Origin of the sequence: Desulfobotulus pelophilus (assembly GCF_026155325.1) — a bacterium.
Lineage (GTDB): Bacteria > Desulfobacterota > Desulfobacteria > Desulfobacterales > ASO4-4 > Desulfobotulus > Desulfobotulus pelophilus.
Map to the genome: position 1 here is coordinate 1 of NZ_JAPFPW010000039.1, position 7,644 is coordinate 7,644.

General features: G+C 42.4%; 8 protein-coding genes. All 8 read left to right on the forward strand.

Annotated features, from left to right (window positions below; translation table 11 throughout):
- The coding region (locus OOT00_RS15555) for an SPASM domain-containing protein (RefSeq protein ID WP_265426345.1) at window positions 1–381 on the forward strand (381 nt) is incomplete at its 5' end.
- Between the two features lie 22 nt (window positions 382–403).
- Entirely contained in the window at window positions 404–1,519 is a 1,116-nt protein-coding gene (locus OOT00_RS15560) for a DegT/DnrJ/EryC1/StrS family aminotransferase (RefSeq protein ID WP_265426346.1), read from the forward strand.
- Window positions 1,520–1,536: 17 nt separating this feature from the next.
- Window positions 1,537–2,559 (forward strand): ATP-grasp domain-containing protein, encoded by a 1,023-nt coding sequence (locus OOT00_RS15565; protein WP_265426347.1) that lies wholly within the window; start codon window positions 1,537–1,539, stop codon window positions 2,557–2,559.
- On the forward strand, window positions 2,556–3,788 hold the full coding sequence (locus tag OOT00_RS15570; protein WP_265426348.1) for an NAD-dependent epimerase/dehydratase family protein: 1,233 nt from the start codon (window positions 2,556–2,558) through the stop codon (window positions 3,786–3,788). Before OOT00_RS15565 ends, OOT00_RS15570 begins: the two co-directional genes overlap by 4 nt.
- Window positions 3,789–3,799: 11 nt before the next feature.
- Window positions 3,800–4,591 (forward strand): class I SAM-dependent methyltransferase, encoded by a 792-nt coding sequence (locus tag OOT00_RS15575; RefSeq protein ID WP_265426349.1) that lies wholly within the window; start codon window positions 3,800–3,802, stop codon window positions 4,589–4,591.
- A 43-nt stretch (window positions 4,592–4,634) separates the two neighbouring features.
- Window positions 4,635–5,414 (forward strand): cephalosporin hydroxylase family protein, encoded by a 780-nt coding sequence (locus OOT00_RS15580; protein WP_265426350.1) that lies wholly within the window; start codon window positions 4,635–4,637, stop codon window positions 5,412–5,414.
- 133 nt (window positions 5,415–5,547) lie between these two features.
- Window positions 5,548–6,588, forward strand: a complete 1,041-nt coding sequence (locus OOT00_RS15585) for a TIGR00180 family glycosyltransferase (RefSeq protein ID WP_265426351.1) — start codon at window positions 5,548–5,550, stop codon at window positions 6,586–6,588.
- A gap of 123 nt (window positions 6,589–6,711) precedes the next feature.
- Window positions 6,712–7,644: hypothetical protein (locus OOT00_RS15590; RefSeq protein ID WP_265426352.1), on the forward strand; the 933-nt coding region annotated here is incomplete at its 3' end.

Below are 7,644 nucleotides of genomic sequence, written 5' to 3' on the forward strand. Positions count from 1 at the left end.
CTTGTCAGTTTTTTTGATGTTCATAACTGGGGAGGGGCTGAAAAAAAATCTACTGGATCTGGGCAGGATAAACTTGGCAGACTCAATATTCTATCGGATTTATCCCAAAAAACTAAATTGATATGTCCAGATCTGTTACTGCGATTTATTGTTTTTTTAAGCGGGGATGTTGCGCTCTGTTGCGGCGATGAGAAGGCGGTACATAGCCTTGGTAATATTTTTGAGAATGATCCTATTGAAATATACAACGGCTCAGTTTTTTCTGATTATCGGCGTCTTATGGGCGAAGGCAGACTGACGGACATTGCATACTGCAGAAATTGTCAGATTATTCTATCCCGGATGAAAAAACAATATCTGGAAGTTACCGGTAAATTCTGAAAATTTAAGATTCTAATTACTGATGACCCAAAAAATACGTATTCATTACACAAAACCTTCCATCACAGAACTTGAAGTTCGTTATGCCACGGATGCCGCAGCCAATGGCTGGGGAGAACGGTGCTACGAATACATAGCTTGCTTTGAGAAGGCTTTCCGTAATTATCTTGGTGTAAAACACGCCATTGCCACATCCAGTTGCACGGGGGCCCTGCACATGGGCCTTGCTGCACTGGGCATCGGGCCGGAGGATGAAGTTATTCTTGCGGATACCAACTGGATAGCAACGGCGGCACCTATTGTGCATCTTGGTGCAAAGCCTGTATTTGTCGATATTCTTCCGGACACTTGGTGTATTGATCCGATTTTGGCTGAACAGGCTGTTACGCCCAAAACTAAAGCCATCATTGCCACCCATCTTTACGGTAATCTCTGCGAGATGAAGGAACTGCTGGCCCTTGGAGAAAAACACGGCATTCCTGTTATTGAAGATGCAGCCGAAGCCATAGGTTCCATCTATCATGGTTACAGAACAGGAAGCATGGGCAGGTTCGGTACTTTTTCGTTCCACGGGACTAAAACCGTGACTACGGGCGAAGGCGGCATGTTCGTTACCAATGATGATGACCTCTATGGGCATGTACTGACCCTGAGTAATCATGGACGCAGCAGGACGCAGACAAAACAGTTTTGGCCGGATATGGTGGGATTTAAGTACAAAATGTCCAACATCCAGGCAGCTATAGGCTGTGCCCAGATGGAGCGGATTGAGGATTTGACCCGCAGAAAACGGGAGATTTTTAAAGTCTATGCGGATGCACTGCTCAAGCTGCCCGGCGTTACCATGAATCCGGAAAAGCCTGGCACGGTGAACGGCTACTGGATGCCAACGGTGGTTTTTGGTCCGGAAACCGGAATAAGCCGTGAAAAACTGATTAGGGCTTTTGCTGCTGAAAACATTGATGCTAGGGTGTTCTTCTGGCCTCTCAGCGATTTGGATCCTTTTAAAGGAAATGCGTTCAATTTAAACAGCCGGGACATAGCAGACAGATCTATTAATCTGCCTGCATATCATGACATGGTAAAAGCCTCACAGGATAGGGTCATCGCCGTAATTAAAAAGTACTTATGGATTTAATAGGAGTGTGTGATCCTATGCATAAACAAAAAATTATGATTGCCGGTATTGGTGGTGCATCCCTCGGAACTGAAATTTGTAAGGCTTTAATCTTAGCAGGATCATATGAAGTTTATGGATGTGATATTTCTTCTACCGCATACGGCATGTATGACTCAGCATTCATGGCAACATATAAGATCAATAAAAATCAGTATATTGAGAGCATTGTTGACGTTTGTAAAAGTGCGGGCGTGAGATGGCTTGTGCCGGGTGGGGAGCGGCCAATGACATTGTTGGGCGGGGTAAAAGAAAGGTTGTATGCTGAAGGCATTACTCTTATCGCGAACTCTTCTGAGACTGTTGCTCTTTGTTCTGACAAAGAAGCTACCTTCCAACATCTTAAAGATGCAGGTATCTCTGCTCCGAAAACATGTTTGATCGACAGCGTTTCGGATTTGCAAAGAGTAGGGCTTCCATGCATTGTAAAACCTTCAACAGGGAGCGGTGGCAGTGTTTCTGTTTTTTTTGCCGGTTCCTCTGATGAAGCTATGATTTATGCAGAATATATTCGGCGTAATGGAGGTGTTCCCATTGCACAGGAGTATGTGGATATTCAGGAAGGGGAGTTTACAGTAGGAGTGCTTTCTTACCCGGACGGCAGTATTGCTTCATCCATTGCCATGCAAAGAAGCCTTGGAGCAAAATTGTCCGTTGCATACAGCGGACGCGGTGCAATTATTTCAAGTGGGTATTCGCAGGGCTATATTGATTATTTCCCCGACCTGTGTGCACAGGCAGAAAGAATTGCAAGTTCTGTTGGAAGTGTGGGGCCGCTCAATGTGCAGGGGCGTTTGCGCAATGGGGTTTTCCTTCCTTTTGAGATTAATCCCCGCTTTTCGGCTTCAACATATTTGAGAGCTCTTGCCGGTTTTAATGAGATCGATCTTTATCTCCAGCACATACAAACTGGAAAACGGGTTGATTCGGTTACGATCCAGCCAGGATGGTATCTAAGAAGTTTGACGGAACAGTTTGTCGCAGGAGATCAGTTAAAATGAAAATTAGCTGGATTACGGATTGTCTGGGTACCGCCCCATACGATGCCGCAACGAATGAAAATAATGTAACAATTATTGATGTGAGAGATTTGGTTGATAAGCCTGGCAATACAGCCTTGTTAGTGCTGGAAAAAGTTGAAGAGGGAGTTAGTGCTTTGCAGGATGGACAGCGTATTGTTGTCTGCTGTGATTATGGGATGTCCAGAAGTAATGCCGTTGCTGCAGGCATACTTGCTAATTATAAGAAAGATGATTTTGATAAATGCCTGCAACTTGTCATGGAAAAAACAAATGAGAAGGAATTGAAACTTGGTCCTGTAATGGCCGTGCGCGGTGCACTTGAATTCTCTTTACACAGACCGAGAATTGATGAATCACGGCCTAATCTTCTCATGACAGGAGGAAGCGGTTTTATAGGGCAAGCATTTCAAGCGGCAGCGACTGATGAGTTTGTTGTATGGGCACCACAGCAAGCAGAGCTTAACCTGCTGGAAGGCAGTACAAAGCTTGCTTTGCTGGTTGAAAAATATGGAGTTGACCGAATTGTTCATTTAGCTAACCCAAGAATATATACATCCAGTATGGCTATGGGGCAGACCCTCACCATGCTCCGCAATGTGATAGATGTATGCATAACCATGGAGATCCCTTTGCTTTATTTGTCTAATTGGGAAGTTTTTTCCGGTTATACAGGAACTTTGTGGGTGGACGAAGCTACCCCTTTCTTGCCTAAGGGCCCATATGGTGAAACTAAACTTTTAGCTGAGCTTCTTATCGGTCATCATGTCAGAACAACAGGTCTGCGCTGTACTATGCTGCGTTCCAGCCCTGTTTATGGGAAGGGCAGTGATCGGCCCAAATTTATTTTTAACTTCTTTGACAAAGCAGCTCGCCATGCAATTATCCGAACTCACAGGTACTCAAATGGTGAACCTATGCTTGATCTTCTCCATGTTGACGACCTTGTAACTGCAATCATCGCTGCGATCAGGTCTCAATATATTGGAGTTCTGAATATAGGCACTGGAAACCTTACATCTACCAGTGATCTTGCCCGGATGTTGATTCAGAAGCTGAATAGTCGAAGCAGTATTGAACAGGCAATAATTAATGATACTACGGCTCGTATCGCTATGAACTGGGCTCTGGCTCAGAAAGAAATCCATTGGGTGCCTAAGATACAGCTGGAGGATGGTATTGAAGATATTTTCGAGTATATCTTGGGATAGGAGTAAATAAAATGCCGTATGATTGTGAAAAAAAACTACAGGAATCATTCCCATGGCAACGGTCAGCATACCATACGGATTATAATCATGTGCTTGCTTTATACAAAGTAAAGTCCTGCATGGAAAATGTCTCGGGTAAAATGCTTCTTGATATAGCCTGTGGTGACGGACTGTTAACTGAGATGTTTGCGCCTAATTTTCAAATAATTGTAGGCGTCGATGCTTCATCGAGGCACCTTGCAGAAGCCAGAAAAAGAGTGCCATCGGGTGAGTTTTATGAGTCCCTGATTGAAGACTTTGAAGATGACCGTAAGTTTGATGCTGTGTTCATGCTAGACTTGCTGGAGCATGTTCAGGACCCCCAAGCTGTATTGAAAAAAGCTGCTGGGTTTTTGAAACCCAATGGTCGTCTAATTGTACATGTACCAAATTGTGATGCAGTAAACCGCAAAATAGCCGTGCTGATGGGTACACTTACCAGTTGTGGTGAGTTATCACCTTTTGACGTGAATGTGGCAGGTCATCGAAGGTCTTATAATTTGGCCTCTCTTGAGCAGGAAATAGCTACTGCAGGCCTTAAAACAGTAAAAATGGGTGGAATTTTTTACAAGATGCTATCCACACCACAAATGGACTGGTTGCTTAAAAATGGTTTGTGGGAAGCTGGGCATGGGTGGGGCCGTACCGGTTTAGAAACGGCTAAGGACTGGAAATCAGAGTTTTGCAGGGCTTGCTATGAATATGGACTGGAGCATCCTGAAGACTGTAACATTATTTATGCTTGCATTGGCAAGCATTATTGACTGTTTTCAGCAGTCCCGTTAGTAGTCAGAAAGGCGAATTAAAATGACCTTAGAAAAAGAACATCAGTGCCTGGTTGAAAAGAATATAGCACTGCTTGGTTCAGATACGGATGTTCATTCTCTTTCACGCATCTGGTCACGGGAAACAAACCGCTATGGATATACCTATAATTTTTTTTGGCAGGGCCGTCCTATCATTCAGTACCCTCAAGATATTATGGCCATGCAGGAAATCATCTGGGAGGTGAGGCCCGATCTCATTATTGAAACGGGTATAGCCCATGGCGGTTCATTGATCTTCAGTGCATCAATGCTGGCTCTGCTGGATATGGCCGATGCAATTGCAGCAGGGGAATCCATAGATCCGGCCATATCCCGACGCAAAGTTCTGGGTATTGACATTGATATACGAGCTCACAATCGCCGGGTCATTGAAGCCCATCCAATGGCTTCCCGTATTGAGATGCTGGAGGGCTCTTCTATTGATCCAGACATCATTACGCTGGTTCATCATGTAGCAAAGAAATACCGAAAAATTCTTGTCTGTCTGGACTCCATGCACACCCACGATCATGTGCTATCCGAGTTGGAAGCTTATGGACCGTTGGTAAGCACAGGAAGTTACTGTGTGGTTTTTGATACTCTCATTGAAGATATGCCAGGAGATATGTTTCCCGACAGGCCCTGGGGCCCGGGCAACAACCCTAAAACCGCAGTCTGGGAATATTTGAAAACGCATCATGAATTTAAGGTCGATAGATGCATACAAAATAAATTGCTTATAACTGTAGCTCCAGATGGTTTTTTAAGAAAAAATAAATGATTGTTCTTAAAAAATACAAAGCACATGTTGCCATGCTTACGGTATATTGGATTTCTCTGCTGATAGAGATGTCCATATTACATGAGATGTTGGCCGTTGTATGATCAGCATATTCAGGATCCGAGGGGTTTTAATGACTAAACTTTTTATACCGACTAGAAACAGGCCGACATCATTAGCTAAAATCCTTCAATACCTTGTCGAATTTTTCCCGCATACAGAAGTCATAGTTGCTGATGGAAGTGCTGATTTTCATAAGGAACAAAATATATCTAACTTTAAAACAATATCCACTGGTTTAAGTATTGATTATCGATCGTATCCTTCAAACCTTGGAATGCTGGAAAGATGCCTTGACGTCTTGCGTTCTCTGGACGATGAGTTGATTATTTGGGGTGCTGATGATGACTACCCGAATATGGTATTGCTTGAAAGAGGCGCTGCTTTTCTGGCAAAAAATCCAGACTATGTTGCAGCCACAGGTGCAACAATTAAAATTATGAAAAAAAAAGAAGGCATTTTACATAAGCTGTCTGTTGCCAGGCCTATTCAGGCTGCAAGGGCTGAAGTCAGAATGAAAGCTTACTCTCAATGGTCATTTCCAACAACATATGCAGTTGTAAGAAGATCTCACATTTTTGATAGGTTGAAGAGGTTGTCAAGCCTAGGACAACCGGGTTTTTTTGATTTTATTACCGGTTTGCATGATGTCTATAAAGGTAAGATCCAATCTTATGCAGATATAGCATTTTTTGCAACTTACATACCAAATCATGCTCGTCTAAAAACCATTAATAAGCTTGATTTTTTAAATAAGAGCAGCAACGTTCTGGCAATTCATGAAAGTATAGTCAAGGATCTAGAATCATTAGGGTATTTAGGTCAAGAAGATGTAGACCGAATTGCTCAGAAAATTATTCTTAACAGAATTTCAGAATTATCAGGATGGGGTTTTAAAAAATCGGTTAAATTTTTAAGCAGTAAATATTATCTCGATAAAATTGTAAAAGAACAGTTTGTCATGTATGATAACCTACTGCAAGAAGGAACAGATGTTCAAAAGAGATATTTTTCATATTTAAAGTATATATATGAAGCTATGAGAGAAATTGAAGTTTCAGATGATAACCAAGGAGAGCCTTCTAAACATACAAGAGAATCTATTTGTCTTTAAAATTTCTGGCTTTTATTTAAAAAGCAAAACGAAATTATTCGGTTTTGTTTAAAAAAATGTCTTACGTTTTTTTACTTGCGGTATAGTTTAATTAACTGTCTTTGACAGACGATAGGATTTTGTGTGCTGACACTACAGCTAAAAAAAATAACGTTTAGACTTAATAGATATGCTGTTTTTTTAATATGGTTATTAAAAGATTCTTTATGGCGGGACCGCTGGCTGGCTTCAGCAGTGTTGGCTGCAAGTGTTCTTGGTGTGGTTTTTCAGATTAAAGTGTTTGGCCTTATTCTTTATTATGCGAGATTTTTCTCTTCGGGCGAGTTAATTCATATCGGGCCATACGCTTTTGACCCTCGTTCTTCAAGTCTGCTTTTGATGGCAGGAAGCGCAATGGTTGTGGTGTTTCTGTCCCTTTCGGCCCTGTTTATCTATTTTTCAAGAAAAAAAATGTTATTCATGGGACGCAGATATGAAGAATTTTGTGCCAAACGCATATTCAGTCTCCTGGCCAGCAAGGGGATTCCGGACCGTTCTGTACTAGAGGGGCCGGGAGAGGTTTTTTTTCTTAGGTTGATAAAGTCCGATTCCAGACTTGCTGGCAGAGTATTGCGTATGATCCTGTCTTTGGTTGTTCCAGCCCTCACATTTTCAGCAGCAGCAGCACTCCTTGTTTACCTTGAGACAGTTTTAACCTGTGCGGTGATGTTTTTGGGTATAATATACCTCTATTATCAATACTTAGTAAGTAAAAGCGCCGCTGCTTATTCGGTTATATTTGAAAAAAATGGCCCTGCGGCCAGCAAAGCTTATAAACTGCTCTTGCAGGATTGTATGGAGCAGCCCGGTAATAATGGATGCAGCCAGAAAATTGATTCGGTTTTTTTGAAAGATCCCGTAAAAAAACAACTGGATGCCTATGTAGGTCGCCTGAAAGCATCAGAAACGTCTCGTTTTATAAGTGGCCTTTTTATGGCTGTGATTATTGGGCTAATTCTGGTTGTGATGGGTAGTGCGATTATTCTGGAAGGCGCGGGGTGGGGCAGGCTTTTAATT